15 protein-coding genes are annotated in these 19,070 nt (G+C 59.1%); 6 read left to right on the top strand and 9 right to left on the bottom strand.

What is annotated here, in order from left to right; translation table 11 throughout:
* Positions 1-96: 96 nt before the first annotated feature.
* The 3 genes from UCMB321_RS21835 to UCMB321_RS21825 form a co-directional block, all read right to left on the bottom strand.
* Positions 97-825 (bottom strand): AcvB/VirJ family lysyl-phosphatidylglycerol hydrolase, encoded by a 729-nt coding sequence (locus tag UCMB321_RS21835; protein WP_167337456.1) that lies wholly within the window; start codon positions 823-825, stop codon positions 97-99.
* Between the two features lie 218 nt (positions 826-1,043).
* Positions 1,044-2,168 (bottom strand): OpgC family protein, encoded by a 1,125-nt coding sequence (locus UCMB321_RS21830; RefSeq protein WP_040070829.1) that lies wholly within the window; start codon positions 2,166-2,168, stop codon positions 1,044-1,046.
* Between the two features lie 118 nt (positions 2,169-2,286).
* Positions 2,287-3,903, bottom strand: a complete 1,617-nt coding sequence (locus UCMB321_RS21825; protein WP_052451336.1) for a glycosyltransferase family 39 protein — start codon at positions 3,901-3,903, stop codon at positions 2,287-2,289.
* Positions 3,904-4,209: 306 nt separating this feature from the next.
* Between UCMB321_RS21825 and UCMB321_RS21820 the strand changes: the two genes are divergently transcribed.
* From UCMB321_RS21820 to UCMB321_RS21810, 3 genes are read left to right on the top strand one after another with little or no spacing between them, the layout of a single operon-like run.
* On the top strand, positions 4,210-4,590 hold the full coding sequence (locus UCMB321_RS21820; protein ID WP_040070566.1) for a GtrA family protein: 381 nt from the start codon (positions 4,210-4,212) through the stop codon (positions 4,588-4,590).
* Positions 4,587-5,561, top strand: coding sequence for a glycosyltransferase family 2 protein (locus UCMB321_RS21815; protein ID WP_052451335.1), 975 nt, complete (start codon positions 4,587-4,589; stop codon positions 5,559-5,561). Before UCMB321_RS21820 ends, UCMB321_RS21815 begins: the two co-directional genes overlap by 4 nt.
* A 25-nt stretch (positions 5,562-5,586) precedes the next feature.
* Positions 5,587-7,083, top strand: a complete 1,497-nt coding sequence (locus UCMB321_RS21810) for a glucosyltransferase domain-containing protein (RefSeq protein WP_040070565.1) — start codon at positions 5,587-5,589, stop codon at positions 7,081-7,083.
* A 129-nt stretch (positions 7,084-7,212) separates the two neighbouring features.
* Here UCMB321_RS21810 and UCMB321_RS21805 read toward each other — a convergent pair whose 3' ends face one another.
* Positions 7,213-8,823 carry an FMN-binding glutamate synthase family protein gene (locus tag UCMB321_RS21805; RefSeq protein WP_040070564.1) on the bottom strand — a complete coding sequence of 537 codons (1,611 nt, stop codon included), beginning with the start codon at positions 8,821-8,823 and terminating at the stop codon, positions 7,213-7,215.
* An 89-nt stretch (positions 8,824-8,912) separates the two neighbouring features.
* On the bottom strand, positions 8,913-11,144 hold the full coding sequence (gene bglX / locus UCMB321_RS21800; protein WP_245220839.1) for a beta-glucosidase BglX: 2,232 nt from the start codon (positions 11,142-11,144) through the stop codon (positions 8,913-8,915).
* A 136-nt stretch (positions 11,145-11,280) separates the two neighbouring features.
* On the opposite strand from bglX, the gene UCMB321_RS21795 reads away from it, so the two are divergent.
* Positions 11,281-11,442, top strand: coding sequence for a hypothetical protein (locus UCMB321_RS21795; RefSeq protein WP_157016028.1), 162 nt, complete (start codon positions 11,281-11,283; stop codon positions 11,440-11,442).
* A gap of 97 nt (positions 11,443-11,539) precedes the next feature.
* Here UCMB321_RS21795 and UCMB321_RS21790 read toward each other — a convergent pair whose 3' ends face one another.
* On the bottom strand, positions 11,540-12,340 hold the full coding sequence (locus UCMB321_RS21790) for a helix-turn-helix transcriptional regulator (RefSeq protein ID WP_040070562.1): 801 nt from the start codon (positions 12,338-12,340) through the stop codon (positions 11,540-11,542).
* 152 nt (positions 12,341-12,492) lie between these two features.
* On the opposite strand from UCMB321_RS21790, the gene UCMB321_RS21785 reads away from it, so the two are divergent.
* Both UCMB321_RS21785 and UCMB321_RS21780 read left to right on the top strand, forming a co-directional pair.
* A complete protein-coding gene (locus UCMB321_RS21785; protein WP_040070561.1) occupies positions 12,493-13,308 on the top strand; it encodes a carbon-nitrogen hydrolase family protein in 816 nt (271 codons plus the stop codon).
* 210 nt (positions 13,309-13,518) lie between these two features.
* Positions 13,519-14,844 carry an APC family permease gene (locus tag UCMB321_RS21780; protein WP_040070560.1) on the top strand — a complete coding sequence of 442 codons (1,326 nt, stop codon included), beginning with the start codon at positions 13,519-13,521 and terminating at the stop codon, positions 14,842-14,844.
* A gap of 37 nt (positions 14,845-14,881) precedes the next feature.
* Here UCMB321_RS21780 and UCMB321_RS21775 read toward each other — a convergent pair whose 3' ends face one another.
* From UCMB321_RS21775 to UCMB321_RS21765, 3 genes are read right to left on the bottom strand one after another with little or no spacing between them, the layout of a single operon-like run.
* Entirely contained in the window at positions 14,882-16,288 is a 1,407-nt protein-coding gene (locus tag UCMB321_RS21775; protein WP_040070559.1) for an ATP-binding protein, read from the bottom strand.
* Entirely contained in the window at positions 16,285-18,093 is a 1,809-nt protein-coding gene (locus UCMB321_RS21770; RefSeq protein ID WP_040070558.1) for a DAHL domain-containing protein, read from the bottom strand. Before UCMB321_RS21770 ends, UCMB321_RS21775 begins: the two co-directional genes overlap by 4 nt.
* Positions 18,090-19,061: a cytochrome-c peroxidase gene (locus UCMB321_RS21765; RefSeq protein ID WP_425338602.1), complete on the bottom strand. Its 972-nt coding sequence runs from the start codon at positions 19,059-19,061 to the stop codon at positions 18,090-18,092. Before UCMB321_RS21765 ends, UCMB321_RS21770 begins: the two co-directional genes overlap by 4 nt.
* Positions 19,062-19,070: the final 9 nt, after the last annotated feature.

Here is a 19,070-nt window from a genome sequence, read left to right as displayed (position 1 = left end):
CAGATTGATCGCACTTGCCTGAAGCTTAGACGCTGCTTGGGAGCGGTGAAAAATATGTGAAGCAAGTCAGGTTTTCCTGGCGATGATCAGGGGGGGTTATCCATGGCATAGGTTCGTGGTCGACGTAACGTCGCGTAGCATCTGAGCGGCCACCGGCTGAAAGACATCGCCAAAGTTATGACCCCCCGGATAGGCTGTGGCCTTTATCCAGGAAGGTAATCGTGCGGTTTCGCACAGGCTTCTGTCGGCTTCACGTATTGAGGGGGATGTTCCGAAGTAACAGGCAATGGGTAGCTGTTGCCGGAGGTTGTTCAGGGGGGGCAGGGCATCGTAATGCCTGACCGGCAGGACCGCGTTGCGCAGTCGCTTGGCCTGGGTCCGCAGCCAGCTCTGGCGCATGTAGTTTTCCAGTTCGACCTCGAAGAAAATATCCTGGGTCGGCCCCAGCAAGGTCAGCGCCAGCACGTGGCTGCGCTCTTCGGCGGGCAGCCGTTCGATGAGCGAAGGCAATACATTGGCGCCAAAGGAGTAGCCGATCAGCCAGACATGGGACTTGTGCCAGTGTTCGCGGTAGTGGGTTATGAGCTGGCTCAGGTCGTTGACCGCCGACTCCGGCGAGCGTCCATTCCAGAAGTAAGCCTTGGTATCAATGCCCAGCACCGCGATGCCGTGCTCGTTGAGGGGTTGGCTCAATTGTTGTTCAACGAACCCCCACCCCGCGTCTCCCGAATAGAAAATTGCGAAGCTATCCCGGCATTCGGCCTGGGAACTGTTCATGACCGTCAGCGACTGTTCCAGCGAACTCGTGCTCCAGGGCTGGAGCACGAGCATTCCGAGGAGCGGAAAGAGGTACAGTAACCACCGCAATTTTCCAGGGAGTCCGTGCATGGATGCGCTCAACTGTTGGCAGTTGGCTACATCGTTACGGCACATCAGCCAAGGTAGGCCTTGGGGCAGGCATGACTGATTCCAGCACCGATGGTCAGCTCGCGGTAGCTGTCAGTATTGACAGTCCCGACGAGTGGTTCGCGGCGTCGGCCCTGTCAGGCGGCGACCACTTGCGCGGGCCGGCCCAATCGCTTGTTGAGGTCCAGCCAGCCCGCCAGCGCAGCCATCAACGCCACCCCCAGCAGTGCACTGGACACCTGCACCGGCCAAGCATCCCCGGCTTGGGCATTGAGCATGTCCGCCAACGGCGCCAGCAGCACGCCGAAGCAGAACACTTCCAGTGAGTAGCGGCCCATCCGGCGACTCTGCCGGGCCAGCCAGTGATCCAGCCAGATACCGTTGGGCAACAGCTTCGCGACCACATAGGCCATGGCCAGGAAATGCAGCAGGCGCGCCGGCGACAGGTTGGTCTTGCTGATCGGGTAGAGCCACTCGCCCAACAGCTTGGGCATGAAGGCGTCATGCAGCGCTGGCCATTTCCACGACAGGGCGATCACCGCACAGAGCAACAGGTAGACCACGCAGGTCACGAACAGCGGCTGTCGCGACAGTGCCCGGGTCTCCGGGCGGCTTTCCCGCTGTCCATGGATCGCCGCCGCGCCGCCGAGCACGAACAGCAATTGCCAGGCCATGGGATTGAAGAACCACACGCCGCCCTCCTGGGCGGCCAGGTTCCACTGGAACCAGGGCGCCAGCAGGTACAGCAGCACCGACAGCCCCACCACGTATTCGGCCTTGTGCAGCAGCATCGGCAGTATCAGCGGCAAGCCGAGCAGTAGCAGGATATACAGCGGCAGCGGGTCCATCAGGTTGGGCTTGAAGCGCAGCAGCAGTTCGTCCACCAGCGCCTGCTGCGGATGGGTGAGGAAATACTGCAAACCCATTTCCTGCACCAGGTCACGGGTTTCCACCTGGCTGTTGGCGAAGAACACGATGCCCATCAGCAGGGCCAGCAGGAAGATATGCACCACATAGAGCACCCAGGCCCGGCGCAGGATACGCACGCAGGCCACCAGATAGCCGTCGCGGCGGGCGATCTTGCCGTAGGCCAGTAGCGCGGCGAAGCCAGCGAGAAAGACGAAGATCTCCGCCGCGTCGCTGAAGCCGACATTACGTACGGTGAGATGGGCGAGAGGGTTCTGCGGCACGTGATCCCAGAAAATGAAGATCAGCGCCAACCCGCGGAAGAAGTCGATGCGAGGGTCGCGTCCGTTGGAGATCACGGGAAAACTCTTGGGCGAATGTTGAATAGGCGTGTTGTGTCTGTAAGAAATTGCACACCGCACCGCGGCGGCGTGCAGGTTGGCGGGAATCGGGGGGAATTGCAAAATTGGGGTATTACTGAATGTCACAATTTTCTGCGTGGGTCCGCCGGTTACCGTTTTCCGGGGTGTGGATGACATAGAGCCGGAGTTCCATGCTGCCTGCGTGCTTCGCAAACTGGCATTGCCAGGCATTGGGAAATCTGCGCTTTTCATTCTTCGAGTGAATGGGGGTCACCCACCACACGCGTTTTTTCAGACCCGGTGGCAAATGCTCAAAGTCCTCGAAAAACACCTTCTCCCTGTCTGCGTAAATAAGTGTGGAAGCCCCATAGCCATTAGGTCGGTAGTCTTGCCCCTTCCAGGGTGGGTCATACAGCAGTGGCGTGGCGCCCGCGCGGTTGTAATAGGCAACGCTCAGGTATTGGTATCCGCCATCCACGATGATGCTGTCGCCATCCAGAAAGCGCTCGTCTATATAGGCGACGATGTCATCAATGGGGTTGGCCCGCTCATTGCGTGGGTCATCCAGATCGTCTTGTTGCGCATAAAGGGTATGCAGCCCCATCAGTTGAACACTGACGATTAGCAGGATTGCGCTCAAGGCGGGGACGGGAGCCCGATCCACCAGCCTGCTGATGGCCACGGCCAGTAACATCGGTAGGCCCAGGGCCGCAAAAGCCACGTAACGCTCGACAAAGACGGGAAATAGAAAGGAGAGCAGAAAAACCGCCAGTATCGGCAGGAAAGTATGGAGTGAAAGTAAAACACCGAATTTGAAACGATGCCTCAGCTGGAAGGCTCCCACTATTGCCAAGGCGGTGATGAACAGTGGAAAAAGCAGATAACCCAGGGTGAAGAAATCACGCCGGTCCCTGATTGAGAAAAACCTCCAGATGGAAGAGGGCAAGGTGTAAGCCGTCGGCTTCGGCACCCACAGGATATCGCCGCCACTTTTGAACGCGGCAAAATTGAAAAACAGTTCGTCAACCAGGCTGATCAGCCAGGGCACATACAAAAGGGCAATGGCTATATTGGCCAGCCACCACGGCGAACGGAAAAAATGGCGCGTGGCAGGGGCTTTCTGGAGGGCCAGAATAGACAGGTACGCCCAGTGAGAGAGCAGGCAGAAGATGGCGAAGTAATGGGTATAGAGCGCTGCCGTCATGAGCAGCACGTAGGCAACCAGGTACCGATCACGGGCACTTCTCACCCAGTAGACCAGGGCGATGGTCGCTCCCAGAAGCCAGGCGCTTTCCAGCGTATACATCCGGGCTTCCTGGCTGTAACGCACAGCAATCGGAAACAAGGCGAGCAGCAGTCCGGTCAATACGGCCGTTCGCGGTGTATCAAGCAAACGCATCAACCACATGCCCAGCAGCGTGGTCAGCACCCCGGCCAGGGCACTCATTGCCCTCAGCGAAAATACCCCATCCCCGCAAACGGCGATCCAGGCATGCAGCAGCAGGAAATAGAGCGGTGGATGGACGTCGTGTCCTGCGTGAAACCATATCCGTTCAGGGGATTGGAGGCTCATCAGGGCCGAAAAGGCTTCATCGGTCCAGAAATAGGGACTTTGAATAGCGTAAAACCGGACATAGACGGCCAGTAACAAGACCAGCAGCCAGAGCGATCTTTCAGGTAGGTCACGCAGGGGGGAAAGTGCCCCGTCATAACGTTTTCTGGTGTCCATGCTTTCCTGGCGGTGATCTGAGGGCGAGGTCAATACCTGGGGGACAGTCCTCTGACACTAGGGTGCTTGGACAGGTCTGTCTACTGTCAGAAACAACAGGTATGGACGTGCCAGGGAGCAGGCAGGGGGCTTGGACGGAGTGACACGTTCAGAGAAAACTCATCTATACCTGTTAGTTCTGACAGTAGACAGGCCCATGGGCAGGCTCTAACGTAATCGTTGAGTGACGCTCGAAGTCAGTAGCGTATGGCGATGCCCGTTCGTCCAGGATCGGATGAGCGTGATGGAAATCGGGAATCCACTTTCATGCGCTGGGATCTGTCGTTCAAAGGGTTTTCCAATTACCTTTCGATCGGGGTGCTCAATACCCTGATTCATTGGACAGCCTTTCTGATCTTTCACAGTCTGCTGAGTATCAGCCAGGCGCTCAGCAACCTGGGGGCGTTTGCCCTGGCTGCTACCTTTTCGTTCTATGCCAATGCCCGTTATACCTTTCGGGCACAAGCTTCGACGCGACGTTACCTGCTGTTCATTCTCTTCATGGGCGTGTTGAGTCTGGCTATCGGTTGGGGCGCCGACAGATTGATGATGCCGGGTCTGTTCACACTGATGCTCTTCTCGGCGATCAGTCTGGTTGTGGGGTTCCTTTATTCGAAGCAGATCGTCTTTCGGGAGCGCCAGTCGTGAAAGTCTCCTTGATTGTTCCTGTGTTCAATGAAGAACAGAGTATTGAGCTTTTTCATCGGAGTGTCAGGCAGGAACCTGGGCTGCGTGACTATCAGGTCGAAATAATTTTCATAAATGACGGCAGTACAGATGACACTGAAAGGGTGGCTCGTCTATTAGCACTGACGGATGACGATACCGTACTGATCAATTTTTCACGTAACTTCGGTAAGGAGCCCGCTTTATTTGCCGGGCTTGAATTTGCCAGCGGTGATGCCGTTATCCCGATCGATGTTGACCTTCAGGACCCCATTGATGTGATTCCGAAGCTGATCAACGTATGGAAGGATGGAGCGGATGTGGTACTGGCTAAGCGGAAAAGTCGTGCAGTGGACAGCTATCTGAAGCGAAAACTTGCAACCATGTTCTATCACCTGCTGAATAGAATTGCGTATCCCCATATAGAGGAAAATGTTGGCGACTTTCGCCTGATGGATAGGAAAGTCGTGGATGTCGTAAAGACATTGCCTGAGCATCAACTATTTATGAAAGGGGTGCTCTCGTGGGCTGGGTTCACCACGCGAATGATTGAGTATGATCGCGCGCCGCGTGCAGCAGGGGATAGCCGGTTTAACGGGTGGAAGTTGTGGAATCTTGCCTTGGAGGGGATTACCTCGTTCAGTACGTTGCCTTTACGTTTGTGGACGTATGTCGGTGGAGGTGTTTCATTGCTGGCACTCTTATATGCGATTTATATGGTGGTGGACAAGGTTGTTTGGGGGAACTCCGTTCCGGGATATCCATCGTTGATGACCGCGATATTATTTTTAGGTGGTGTGCAATTGATTGGTATTGGCATCCTTGGGGAGTATGTGGGGAGGATTTACATGGAAACTAAACATCGTCCCAGGTATGTGATCAGGGAGGTGTTGAGGAAAACTGTTCATAAGCCGGATGTGGTGGCGGAAGCGGTGACGGATCTTAAGCGCTAGATCGGCTGGCCGACGAGGGGGGGGAGTGGGTAAAATAATAAGTAGGGAGCTTACGCAGGGGCAGGTGCTCATCTTTTTTTTGATTGCGGTTGTAATTTTTATTTATCCGTTGTTGATAGCGGATTATTATTATATTGATGACAGTTGGCGTTCACAATTGGCCGGGACGGCGTGGAAGGGTAGTGGTCGTATTTTGATCGAGTGGCTATATCAGGGGCTTTCTTTTACTCGGGGAGCACCTAATATTTTTCCGTTACCCCTTTTGATTTCGGTTGTTGTCATATCTTTTGCATTGCGAGCACTGGTGTTCCATTTTTTCGAAAAGCCGACAGTGGTGTGTTGTTTTATTGTTTTGCCCCTCTGGTACAGTCCGTTTTTCTTGCAAAATTTATCTTATCAGTACGACGGCCCCGGTATGGCGCTGGGGGTGGCGGCGATTGTTTTCTCAATTGCATTCAAGCATCGCTGGGTCGGAATGAGGGTGGTGGTATCGGGTGTGTTGGTTGCGATGGCACTCAGTTTTTATCAAATGACGATTGATATTTTTGTTGGGCTGAGTTGTGTTGAATTGATTCGATTCGCCAACGAGCGGAAAGGGCTTAGGGTCAGTGTCCTGTTGCTTGGAGAGAAAGTAGCTCAGTTGATTCTTGGGGTTGTTATATATGGGCTCACAGCGTATCAGTTAATGACCGATGAGCGAAAGGAGCTTCGTCATTTTGGCGATGGCTGGCGCGATAAGTTGATGACCGATATGGGGACCACTGCGGGCAGGGTCGCGGAGCTTTGTAATGAAGGAAATGCATGGATGTGTTGGGGGCTGTTGGCGTTGGCGGTCGCAGGGTTTTTGTTAATTATTTTGCGTGTTCTCAATGGTGAGGAAGAGATAAAGAATAAACTGATGATGGTGCTGTTGTGTACGGGTGCAATATTCATCTCGCTGATTGCTATTCCTGGCTTGAGCCTTGCATTTGATTTTTTCAACGACGGGGCGAGGCTGCTGTTAGGTCTCTCGGCCGTGTTGGTGTTGATGTTGTATTTAAGTTACTGCGCGCTGCAAGTGATTCACCCGAAATTGGTGGTGGGTGTGATGGTTCCGATCATTGCCATGTTGTCATTTTCTTATGCTTATGGGCGTGTCTTGAGTGTGCAGAAAGAGTTTCATGAGTATGTCGCGCACAGTTTGGCGTACGATATAAATTCCAATGCCGAGATCAAGGGGGTTGATAAATTTTATATGATCATTCGCCACGCAGGGGTACGAGCACCAGGTGCTGATGGATCGATAAAGATGATTCCTGCGTTGAGGTATGTGCTTAATATTGACTTTATTTCACTGTCGGAAATGTTACCCAGAGTGGGTGTGTTAAATATTTCAACAGTTGAGAGCTATGATTTTGACGCCGTTGCCCATGATAGGGATATCAGATTGGTACTGGAGAACAAATTCTATCGAATCTATCTGTCTGGTCAGGATGGGTTCGTTGTCATGAAGGGGTTGAGTGATGAGGATGTTTATGAGTAACGCTCTATTGGGTCTAATCAAGGTCGATGATGATCAACCGGTTTTATACTGCCTGTCCGGAGCTTGATGAGCGACAATAGAGGGGCTGTGCCAACGTGGAGCCCTGGTGAAACCAGGGCTCCTTTTAGTTCAAGCCGCATTCGCCTCGAAACTGTCCGCCCGTGCCATCTGCCACATCCGCGAATAGAACTCGCCATTGACCTCGCCGGTCAGCAACTCACCCGGTTTCAGGAATACATGCAACTGCGAGAACAACTTGATCTCGGTCGCCGACATCCGCCGCACCAGATGCTTGGCTTCCAGTTGCGACGGATGATCGAGCCCCGCCGCCGCGAGCATTTCGGCCAATGCCTTCAGGGTATTGCGGTGGAAGTTGAACACCCGCTCGGCCTTGTCCGGCACCACCAGGGCGCGTTGGCGCAAGGTATCCTGGGTGGCGACGCCGGTCGGGCACTTGTTGGTGTGGCAGCTCTGCGACTGGATGCAGCCGATGGCGAACATGAAGCCCCGTGCCGAGTTGGCCCAGTCGGCGCCGATGGCCAACACGCTGGCGATGTCGAAGGCACTGACGATCTTGCCGCTGGCACCGAGCTTGATCTTGTCCCGCAGGTTCAAGCCCACCAGGGTGTTGTGCACGAACAGCAGGCCGTCGCGCATCGGCACGCCGATATGGTCGGTGAACTCCACCGGCGCCGCACCGGTGCCGCCTTCCTTGCCGTCGACCACGATGAAGTCCGGGAGGATGCCGGTTTCCAGCATGGCCTTGGCAATGCCCATGAACTCCCATGGATGGCCCAGGCAGAACTTGAAGCCCACCGGCTTGCCGCCGGACAGCTCACGCAGTTGGGCGATGAAGTGCATCATTTCAACCGGGGTGGAAAACGCCGTGTGCCGCGACGGCGATACGCAGTCCTCGCCCATCTGGATGCCGCGGGTCTCGGCGATCTCGCGGGTCACCTTGTGCTTGGGCAGGATGCCACCATGGCCGGGCTTGGCGCCCTGGCTCATCTTGATTTCGATCATCCGCACCTGCGGACTCTGCGCCTGGGCGGCGAAGCGTTCCGGGTCGAAGCGGCCGTCCGCGGTGCGGCAGCCGAAATAGCCGCTGCCCAGTTCCCAGGTCAGGTCGCCGCCGTTCTCGCGGTGGTAGGGACTGATGCTGCCTTCGCCGGTGTCATGGGCGAAGTTGCCCAGCTTGGCCCCCTGGTTCAGGGCGCGGATGGCGTTGGCGCTCAGGGAGCCGAAGCTCATCGCCGAAATGTTGAACACCGAGGCCGAGTACGGCTGCTTGCACTGCGGGCCGCCGACGGTGACGCGAAAACTGCTCGGATCGCTCAACGGTGCCGGGCGCATGGAGTGGCCGATGAACTCGAAACCGCCCTGGTACACATCGATCAAGGTGCCGAAGGGCTTGTCGGCGCTTTCGTTCTTGGCCCGGGAATACACCAGCGAGCGCTGGGCACGGGAAAAGGGCAGGGCATCGCTGTCGGATTCCAGCAGGTACTGGCGGATCTCCGGGCGAATGCCTTCCACCAGGTAGCGGATATTGCCCAGGATCGGGTAGTTGCGGCGCACCGCGTGGCGATTTTGCAGCAGGTCGAACACGCCCAGCAGGCTTAGCAGGCCAGTCAGCAGGGTGAACGGCCAGAGCCAGTCATGCGCCAGGAACGGCAGGCTGGCGAGGGTGAAGATCACACAACCGGCAAAGAAGGCGTAGCGGCTGAGAAGGGACAGGCTCATACGGTTTCCTTTGGTTCGGACTCATCAGGTCGGTCAGGCATTCTGCGCTTGTCAGGAAGGTGACACAAAGTCTGTCATCCAAATCCGTGTCACTCGTCGGTTTTGTTCGCGAGGGCGCGCAGCATGCGCGGGATGGCCGAGCCGAGCCCTTTGACCCGCGCGGTGTTGGTGATCTCGAAACTTGCCTGATTGTCGGTGGCCGAACTGCCCCCGACAAAAACGGTGAAGGTGCCGGGTTCCACCCGCCGCAAAAAGTAACGGTCGAGGAGAGCGAAGTCATCCTGGTCAAGCACAAAGTCCAGCGTGCGGGCCTCTCCGGGCTTCAACCTGACGCGGGTAAAGCCACGCAGCGCTCGCACCGGTCGTGTCACGCTGGCGACATTGTCGTGTAAATACAATTGCACGATCTCCTCGCCCTCTCGCTGACCGCTGTTGTGAACCGTGACTTGCACCGTCAGTGTCTCGGTGGCGGTGATTTGCGTGGCACTGAGTGTGGGCGGGTCGTAGGTGAACGTGGTGTAGCTCAGCCCATGGCCGAACGGATAAAGCGGTGTCACGGACTGGTCAATATAGGCTGCGTCTTTGTTCGATTGTCGTCCGGTATGCTTCTGGCTGTAGTAGATGGGAACCTGTCCTACCGCACGCGGAAAGGTAACAGGCAGCTTGCCGCTGGGGTTGACGTCCCCGAACAGGATATCGGCCACGGCATTGCCCATTTCGGAGCCGAGGAACCAGGATTCGAGAATCGCCGGGACCTGTTCGGCCAGATGCGGAATGGCCAGCGGGCGTCCGTTCATGAGAATGACCACCACGGGCTTGCCGGTTTCAAGCAATCGGCTCAGCAGGGCATCCTGAGCCCCGGGCAAACCCAGGGAGGAGCGACTGCGCGCTTCTCCGCTCATGTTCGCGCGCTCGCCGAGCACGGCAATGACCACATCGGCATCAAGGGCCGCCTGGTGTGCCTTGTCGATTTCCGAGAGGTCGAGGTCATCGGGTGAGGCTCCCTGGATGTAGACCACCTGCGTGGCGGACGAAACCGCGCCTTTGATGCCCTGCAGAACGCTGATCGATTCTTTGGCGCGCCCGTCGCCAGGCCAGGAGCCCAAGGTCGAGCGTTGGTCGTCGGCGAGTGCGCCCACCACCAGGAGTTTTGGCAGGTCCTTGTGCAAGGGCAGCAAGGCCTTCTCGTTCTTCAACAGCACCATCGATTTCTGCGCCGCCTCCCTGGCCAGGGCGCGTGACTGGGGGGTCAGTAGATTGGCCTTTTCACGGGCCGCATCGCTGTAGCGATAGGGGTCGTCGAATAGCCCAAGTCGTTGCTTGGCCTCCAGCACGCGGCGTACGGCGGAGTCCAGCGTACTCTGTGCAAGTTGGCCATTGCGTACCAGCGCCGGCAACTCTTGCGCGTAGAGACCACTGACCATATCAATATCCACCGTGGCGCCGAAGGCAACTTTGACCGCTTCCGTCGGCGTGGCGGCGACACCGTGCAGCATCAGTTCCCGCACGCTGTTGAAGTCGCTGACGATGAGGCCGCGAAAGCCCCATTGTTCCCGCAACTTCTCCCTGAGCAATGGGCCATTGGCGTGCATGGGGATACCGTCCAGCTCGTTGTATGCGGGCATGACGGCATCCACTCCGGCTTGCACGGCGGCACGAAACGGCGGGAGGTAGGTTTCGAGCAGTGTACGTTCCGAGAGATCGCTGGTGTTGTAGTCTCGCCCCCCTTCAGGGGCACCGTAGCCGACGAAGTGCTTGGCGGTGCTCAGCAGTGTGGAAACCTCAGGTGGGCCCTTGCCATGAAAGCCGCGTACGCGTGCCACGGCGAGCGCGGAACCCAGGAAGGGGTCTTCGCCGGACCCCTCCACCACGCGTCCCCAGCGTGGATCGCGGGCAATATCGATCATCGGTGCATAGGTCAAGTGTATGCCGCTGGCGCTGGCCTCGACGGCGGCGGCTCGGGTGGTGCGTTGTGTCAGATCCGGGTCCCAGGCCGCCGCTTCGGCCAGCGGCACGGGAAAAATCGTACGAAAACCATGGAGGACATCCTCTGTGAACAACAGGGGGATATGCAGGCGAGATTCTTCCACGGCGATTTGTTGCAAGCGGCGCGTGTCCTGCACGCCAGAGGCTCCGAGAAGGGAGCCAACCCCCGAATGGCGTATGACGTCCTCTCCACCGTTTGCCACCACCGGTCCGGTGGGGGACTTTTGCACGACCAGTTGTGTAAGTTGCCCAGCCTTTTCTTCGAGGGTCATCCGGGCAAGCAATTGCTCAATCTGTTGTTCTTTGTCGGTGAGTGAGTCGGCGTGCACGTTCACACAGGGCTCCATGGCGGCAGTCGCGAGCAAGATGATTATAAAGTGCGCGGCCAGGATGCGACGTAGGACGCCCATGGGCACAAGCCTTGCCATGCTCTCGGGCGTTGCAGATCTGGGGAGTGTGCGAGGTGTAAACATGGTGACCCGCCGCAAGCAGTCAGTGAAAACACAAGCGTTAACGCTCGAATTCACTGGCTACCTGTCCCTGGCGGGGACCGTTCCCGAGCGGATCGGTCCTGGCGTGTTTTCCTTGCGTACAGGCGGGCAGTCGGCGTACGGCAACTCCATCAACTCGTGACGGAATTGTTCGATCAGGGGAAGGCGGGCGTCTACTGTCAGAAATGACAGGTCGTGGTCATTTCTGACAAACGGTTATCAAGCCTGCGCAGGATGGCTCAGGCCTTCTGCGCCTGGAGGAAAATCGAGAACAGCTCGGATTGGGATTTGATCCCCAACTTGCTGTACATGTGCTTTTTGTGGACCTTCACGGTCTCGATGGAAATCTCCAGCTTGCGGGCGATTTCCTTGCTCGAACAACCGCTGAGCATCAGCCGTCCCACATCCAGTTCGCGGGCGGTCAACTGCGCGCCCTTGAGCTGTTGCACCGAGGCTTCCAGCTGCGTGCGCCAGTCGCCTTGTCCCGCCGTGGCAGGTGGGGTCACGGTCTCTTGGGCCTCATGGGGCAGGCGTTGGCGCAGCAGCGCCAGCACCCAGGGCTGGATCAGCGAGAGCAGGGCGATCTGTTCGCCGCTGAAGGGGGTGGTGGAGCCCAGCGACAGGCACAGGGTGCGGTCGCCGTCGAGCTGGCAGTTGAACTGGATTTCATCGGCCACCACGTTCAGGCGAAAGTAGCGCTGGTAGTACTCAGTCAGTTCGAAATGCTCCGGCGCGACTTCCGTCAGGCGGTACAGGCCGGTGCGCTGCTGTTCGCGGCTGGCGATGTAGAAGGGGTCGAGCAGGTACAGGCCGCGCAGGTAATCCTGGAACAACGGGTCGGGGCCGCCGTCCTCGCCCGGGCATTCGGCGAACACTTCGGGGTGCTGGCCGTTGCTGAACAGCAGCACCACCCAGCTGTCGAAGGTCACGTACTGGTTGAGCAGGCGCACCAGCTGCGTCCAGAAATTCGGCCGGTCGAGGGCCTCGATCATTTGCCCCACCGCACGGTGCCAGGCGATGTCATTCAGGATCAGTGTCATTGGTCTACCCCTATCAGGTTACCCCGGCCGCGTAATTCCCACGGCCCGCCCCCGGTGCGCATACTGGACCCACACACAATGGCCGGGCGCTCATTCTGCCAGCTCGGCGCTGTCATTGAGCCTGGCCGGCTATCGAAAACAAGGAAAAACCCATGAAGGTCGAATTTGCCCAGCTTGCGGGCCGGGATAACGATACTGCCTACAACCTCGGGCGGGCGCTGGCGGCGATCGCTGCCAGCGCCGCCGATACGCAGTTGATCGTGTTCCCGGAAACCCACCTGATGGGCTTTCCGTCCGCCGAGACCGTGGCCGCGCTGGCCGAGCCGTTGGACGGTCCGACTGTCCAGGCCGTGCAGCGGGCGGCTCGGGAGCGCAACCTGGCCGTCGTCATCGGCGTCGCCGAGAACGACGACGGGCAGTTCTACAACACCACGCTGCTGATCACCCCGGAAGGCATCGCCCTGCGCTATCGCAAGACCCACCTGTGGGCTTCGGATCGTGGTGTGTTCAGCGCCGGCGACCGTTACGTCACGGCCGAGTGGAACGGTATTCGGGTCGGCCTGCTGATCTGCTACGACATCGAGTTTCCGGAAACCGCCCGGGCCCTGGCGCAGTTGGGCGCCGAGTTGCTGATCGTCACCAACGGCAACATGGACCCCTATGGGCCGACCCACCGCACCGCGATCATGGCCCGTGCCCAGGAAAACCAGGCGTTCGCGCTGATGGTCAACCGGGTGGGGGAGGGCGATGGCGGCTTGCTGTTCGCCGGTGGCAGTGCGCTGGTGGATCCGTTCGGCACCTTGTTGTTCGAGGCCGGGCGTGAAGAAGGGCAGTTTGCTGTGCAACTGGACCTGGGCCAGCTGGCGGCGGCGCGACGCGATTACCGCTATCTGGACGACCAGCGCCTGCGCTTGCCGGGCGAGGTGATTCGGCACGCCAACGGGGTGCGGGAGTTGCTGATTCCGTAGGAGCAGAGCTGGTCGGGACGCCGGACCGTCGCGAAGGGGCGCTCAAGGGCGCTGGAAGCTTCGCGGGCAAGCACCGCTCCCACCCTGTTGTTCACCCCCATAGGTTTCTGGGGGGCATGTTTTTTTCAAAACAAGAATTTTGTAGTACCGCTCCAACCTTGCCGAACTCGGCTCTGCCATAAATCCAATAACATTCGGAGTAGTCGCCTCATGGCTCATTTGCAACGTACCCTTTCGCTGGGGTCGGTGGTGCTGTTCGGCATCGCCTACATGACGCCGATCATTGTCCTCGGCACGTTCGGCATTCTGGCTCAATCCACGGCCGGCATGGTCCCGGCCGCCTATCTCGCCGCCCTGGTGGCGATGTTCTTCACGGCCATGAGCTACGGGCGCATGGCCGCTGCCTTTCCGGTGGCCGGCTCGGCCTACAGTTATGTGCGCAAGGCCATCAGCCCCAAGCTGGGCTTTATCGCCGGCTGGGCGGTCTTGCTCGATTACCTGTTCCTGCCCATGGCGATCTGGCTGATCGGCGCGGCGTACCTCAATTCGGCGTTCCCCGCGGTGCCGCAATCGGTCTGGGTACTGGCCTTCATCGGCATCACCAGCGTGATCAATATCGTCGGTCTGCGCCTGGCCAATGGCATCAACGCCTTGTTGATGCTGGTGCAGTTCCTGGTGCTGGTGGCCTTCGTCGCCCTGGCGATCCATTACATCGGCGGCGATGCCAGCAAGCCGCTGTGGACCTTGGCGCCCTTTGTCAGCGGCGACATGCAGATGCCCATGATCATGAGCGGCGCGGCCATTGCCTGCTATTCGTTCCTGGGTTTCGACGCGGTGAGTACCCTGACCGAGGAAACCCGCGATCCGCGTCGGACCATTCCGCGGGCGATCATGCTGATCACCCTGATCGGCGGTCTGATCTTCGTCGCGGTGTCGTATTTCGTGCAGCTGGCTCATCCGGCGTTCGTGTTCGACAACGTCGATTCGGCCGCTTATGAAATCGCCCGCAATATCGGCGGCGACCTGTTCGTGACGATCTTCCTGATCGGCCTGATTGTCGGTCAATTCGCCTCGGGCCTGTCGGCCCAGGCCAGTGGTTCGCGCCTGCTCTATGCCATGGGCCGCGACGGGGTGCTGCCCAAGTCGTTCTTCGGCACCCTGCACGAGCGTTTCGGCACGCCGATCAACAGCATCCTGCTCTGTGCGGTGGTGGCCTTGCTGGCATTGAAGCTGGACGTGACCACTTCCACCTCGTTCATCAACTTCGGCGCGTTCCTGGCATTCAGCCTGGTGAACCTGTCGGTGATTTTCCATTACTGGATCGCCGGCGAGAAGCGTGGGCCGCGTGAGCTGCTGCTGTTCCTGGTGTGCCCGCTGATCGGCCTGGTGGCGGATTTGTGGCTGATGATCAGCCTCGATCACCTGGCGATCTACCTGGGCTTGAGCTGGTTGGCGGTCGGTCTGGTGTACCTGGGGTTCCTGACGGGCGGTTTCCGCAAGCAGCCGCCGGAGATGGATTTCCAGGAAGCGGCCTGAGGTGAGGCAGGAGCCGGCAAGCCGGCTCCTGCGTGGGTCAAGCCGCCTTGCTCTGGCGGATCGGCAACTCGATCCTGAACGTGGTGCCCACCCCCAGTTCGCTGCGCACCGTGATCTGCCCGGCATGTTTCTGCACGATGCCATAGGACAGCGACAACCCGAGGCCCGTGCCCTGGCCGATGGGTTTGGTGGTGAAGAACGGGTCGAAGATCTTCTGCACGGTCTCGGGCGCCATGCCCGAACCGGTGTCGGCCACTTCCAGCCAGATCCGCTCACCCAGGGCGCCGCCACGCAGGGTGATGGTGCCGCGCTCCGGCCCCATGGCCTGGGCCGCGTTGACCACCAGGTTCATGATGACCTGGTTGACCTGTGACGGCAGGCACTCGATCTCCGGCAGTTCGGCGTAGTCCTTGACCACATCGGCCTTGTACTTGAGCTCGTTGGCGACAATGTTCAGGGTCGACTCGATGCCCTGTTGCAGGTTGCTCCATTGCCACTCCAGGGTCGAATCGACCCGGGAGAAGTTCTTCAGGTCCTTGACGATCTGCCCGACCCGGCCGATGCCTTCCTTGGATTCCTTGATCAGCAGCGGAATATCCTCCTCGAGGAAGTCCAGCTCGACCCGTTCGCGCAGGGCCTTCAACCGCGCCAGCAACTCGGGCGCGGCGATACCTTCCTCGGCGTCCTGATAGGCCTGGAGCATTTCCAGCAGCTTGTCGAAATAGCCTTCCAGGGTTCCCAGGTTCGAGGAAATGAAACCGATGGGGTTGTTGATCTCATGGGCGACGCCGGCGGCCAGTTGGCCAAGGGAGGCGAGTTTTTCCGATTGGACGAGCTGGCCTTCCAGCAGCTTGCGTTCGTCGATCTCATGCTGCAAGGCCAGGCTGGTCTGCCTGAGGGCCTGGGTCCGTTGTTCCACCAACTCTTCGAGCCGGTGCATCTGCAGGTTGGCGCGCTCGGTCATTTCCCATTTGTTGGTGAGGGTGTTGGCCAATTGCTGGACTTCGATATTGTCGAAGGGCTTTTTCAGGATCAGCAGCCGGTCGTGACCATGCAGGCGCTCCAGCAACTCATCCCAGGAATAGTCGGTGTAGGCGGTGCAGACCACCACTTGCAGGTTGGGGTCGACTTGCCACAGGTGTTCGATGGTTTCGGCACCGTCCCAGCCCTGGGGCATGCGCATGTCGACGAAGGCCAGGGCGTAGGGTTGTCCGCGGGCCACGGCCTGTTCGACCTTTTGCAGGCCTTCCTGGCCCTGATAGGCGGAGTCGAGTTCGAAGGGCAAGACGCTGCTGGTCTTGACTTCATTGCCGAAGAGCGCGGCCTCCATCAGGTCCAGGTCTGGCGACTCGTCGACCACAGGGGTGAGAATCTTGCGAAAGTCCTCGTGGATCGACGGGGTGTCGTCCACCAGCAGGATACGGCGGTTGGCGAGTGTGTTCATGAAACCCCCACGGCGGTTTTCAAGGGCAGTTCGAGGGTAAAGACGGCCCCTTTCCCGGGGCCGTCGCTGTGGGCGGTCAGGCGTCCTTGCATTTCGACCGCGGCCAGGGCGCAGCTGTGCAGGCCGAAGCCATGGCCGTCCTTGCGGGTGGTGAAGCCATGGGCAAAGATCCGCGTCATGTTCTCCGGCAGGATCCCTTCGCCGTCGTCCTTGACGCTGATGTGCAAGGTGGCGTCCTCCTCGACCGCCCGGACTTGCAGGATGATCTCGCGCGGACGGTCGGAAAGGTTGGCCATGGCCTGCTTGGCGTTGCTGATCAGGTTGATCAGGATCAGCAGCAAGCGGTGTTTGTCGGCCATCACCCGGGGCACCTCGTCGTATTGACGGACCACGGTGACGTTGTGTCGGGTCAGGGCGCCGGCGTTCATCCGCAGGGCGTCTTCGAGCAATTCGTGGATGTGCAGCGGTTCTTCCATGGTCGCGACGCCGGCGTAGGATTGCTGGGTCGAGACGATGTCCTTGATATGGTCGACACTTTTGCTCAACTGGGTCAGTTCATCGCTCATGCTCTGTTGTTCCGCCGCAATGGCCTCGGCCAGTTGATTGAGGTAGCCGGGCAACAGCTTGCCACGTTCGTCGACGGTAATGAACTCGCCGAGATCGTGACGGTGTTCGTTGATCATCGCCACCGCCCTGGCCAACCCCTGGGCCTTGCTGGTGCGCAACTTGCGCGCCACCAGCTCGGCGGAGATGTTCACGCTGTTGAGCACATTGCCGACGTTGTGCAGCACGTTGGTGGCGATCTCCGCCATGCCGGCCTGGCGGGCATTGGCCATCAGCGCGCTCTGGGCCTCGCGCAGTTCGTGGGTGCGCTTTTCCACCCGCTGTTCCAGATGCGAATTGGCCGCTTGCAGGGCGTCGTTGACCCGGTTGATTTCGGCATAACTGCGGATCAGGCGGCTGGCGAGGTACAGCAGCAGGACGAGCAGCAGGGCCGAGAAAACCAGCAGGTACAAATGGTGGCGCTGATTGAGGCGTTCGGTTTGTTGCTGGTCCTGGTTCAATTGGTCGGTGATGGCGTCCAGGCTTTCGGAGACCGGTACGGCGTCGATCTCTTCGACCAGTGCATTGACCTTGGGTTGTTCGCGCAGGATCAGCTTGACGTGGTTGAGCAGGATCTCGATCGGCTCCTTGAACGAGGGTGGCAGGCGCTGCGCGTCGATCGCCACCTCATTGAGCCCCAGCTCGATGCTGTGGGTACGTTCGTCGGTGGTGGTCTGGGCGAATTCCAGGGTGCTGAGCAGCAGGTCGTAGATGTCGTTGGACATGTCCTGAAGCATCAGTTTGTCTTGGTCCTGTAGTGTGTTGAGTTGGTGCTGGATATCGTCTTCAGCCGTCGGCAGGAAGGCCAGGGAGTTGCGCAGTATCGCGTTGTGGGATTTGAACTGTTCGACCAGTCGCGTTTTTTCCGCGAGCGCCTGGGCCAGGGTTTCCCGGCGGTCCTTCCAGGCCTCGGCGGCCTGATGGGGCGGCTCGATGGTGAACGTCTGCAAGAGCTTGTGCATGTCCTGTGGAGGCTTGACCAACGGGTCGTAATTGCGCGCTACCGCGATCCTGGCCTTGAGGATCTCGGTGTCCCATTGGGCATCCAGTTGTTTGACCCGGCCGATCAGGTCGCGTGACTGGGCATAGTCCAGGGGCGCGTCTGCGTTGGTCATGAGGTACAGAACCCCCAGCACCGCGGCGAGGAGGACGGCCAGGCGCGGCAGGAGGACCCGGTTCAGGAAGCTGCTGGCCCCATTCATAGCGGTTTGCCTCCCAACTCGCCGGTCAGCGTCTTGAGAAACAGCACGATCAGGCGTACGTCCTCGGCAGAAGGGACGCGTCCCAGTTGGTAGGTGAACATGACATGAACGGCGTCTTCCAGGGTCTTGGCCGAGGCATCGTGGAAGTACGGGGCGGTGAGCGCGACGTTACGCAGGCTCGGGACCTTGAACACGTTGCGGTCCTCTTCGTCCCCGGTGGCCAGGAAGCGGCCCAGGTCGGCCTCGGTGGGATTGCCCCGGGCCTTGAAGTAGTCGCCCATCACGCCGAACTTCTGGAACATGTTGCCGCCGATATTCACCCCTTGGTGGCAGGCGATGCAGCCGTAGTCCTTGAAACGCTGGTAGCCGTATTTTTCGTCGAGGCTGAGGATGTCGGTGTTGCCCTTGAGGTACTGGTCGAAGCGCGAGTTGGGGGTCAGCAGGGTGCGCTCGTAGGTGGCCAGGGCATTCTGCACGTTGTCGATGGTGACGCCGTCTGTATAGGCCTCGCGGAAGGCCGCCAGGTAAGCCGGGGCCTGGTTGAGGGTGTTGACGACGTGGGGCCAGTTGTTGCCCATTTCCGTCGGGCTTTTCACCACGCCCTCGATCTGCGCTTCCAGGGTCTCGGCGCGACCGTTCCAGAACTGCTTGAAGTTCAGCGCCGCGTTGAGCACGGAGGGGGTGTTGATCCCCAGGATGTCCCCCTGGAAACCGATGGAGAACGGTTTGTCGTCCACACCGCCATGATCCAGGTGATGGCAACTGGCGCAAGACGTTGTGCCATTGATCGACAGTTGCTTCTCATTGAACAGTTGGCGACCCAGTTCCACTTTCCGTGGGTCCTGCACCGGGATATCCGGCAGCGGCTTGAGCGGTTCGTCCAGAGGTGCGGCGACGAGGGGCGTGGAGAGGAGCGTCCCGCAGCAGACGAGCGAGATCGCCAGCAACGACAGCAGTCCGCGGTGCATCATGATCAT

It is taken from the genome of Pseudomonas batumici (assembly GCF_000820515.1).
Lineage (GTDB): Bacteria > Pseudomonadota > Gammaproteobacteria > Pseudomonadales > Pseudomonadaceae > Aquipseudomonas > Aquipseudomonas batumici.
This window is presented reverse-complemented; position numbering and strand designations above follow the sequence as displayed.